This window comes from Pseudoroseomonas cervicalis ATCC 49957 (assembly GCF_000164635.1).
GTDB classification, from domain to species: Bacteria; Pseudomonadota; Alphaproteobacteria; order Acetobacterales; family Acetobacteraceae; genus Pseudoroseomonas; species Pseudoroseomonas cervicalis.
Genome location: NZ_GG771186.1, coordinates 1 through 676, shown reverse-complemented (window position 1 = coordinate 676; position 676 = coordinate 1). Strand labels below are relative to the sequence as shown.

The 676-nt window shown below is 77.7% G+C and carries 1 protein-coding gene; it reads left to right on the top strand.

The genetic code is table 11. The features are described from left to right. On the top strand, window positions 1-676 hold a 676-nt coding region (ribD, locus tag HMPREF0731_RS22485), incomplete at both ends, for a bifunctional diaminohydroxyphosphoribosylaminopyrimidine deaminase/5-amino-6-(5-phosphoribosylamino)uracil reductase RibD (RefSeq protein ID WP_007006577.1).

Here is a 676-nt window from a genome sequence, read left to right as displayed (position 1 = left end):
CGGCTGGACCGCCCCCGGCGGCCGCCCGCATGCCGAGACCGAGGCGCTGAAGCGCGCCGGCGCCGCCGCGCGCGGCGCCACGGCTTACGTCACGCTGGAACCCTGCTGCCATTGGGGCCGCACGCCGCCCTGCACCGATGCGCTGATCGCCGCCGGCGTGGCGCGGGTGGTGGTGGCGATGCGCGACCCCGACCCGCGCGTCGATGGCGGCGGCATCGAGCAGCTGCGCGCCGCCGGCATCGCCGTCTCCACCGGGCTGCTGGAGGATGAGGCGCGGGCGATCAATGCCGGCTTCACCAAGCGGCTGACGCGGAACCTGCCGCTGCTGACGCTGAAGCTGGCCAGCACGCTGGATGGCCGCATCGCCACCCGCAGCGGCGAGAGCCAGTGGATCACCGGCGCCCCGGCGCGGCGCCTGGCGCATGCGCTGCGCGGCACGCATGACGCGGTGCTGGTGGGCAGCGGCACGGCGCTGGCCGACGACCCGGAGCTGTCCTGCCGCATCCCGGGCTTCGCGCCGGTGCCGACGGTGCGCGTGGTGGCGGATGCGCGGCTGCGCCTCTCGCCGGGCGCGCGCATGCTGCGCGAGGGCGGCGGGCCGGTCTGGATCGCGACCCGCCCCGGCCATCCGGATGCGCTGCTGGCGCCGCTGCGCGCCGCCGGCGCCGAGATCGTC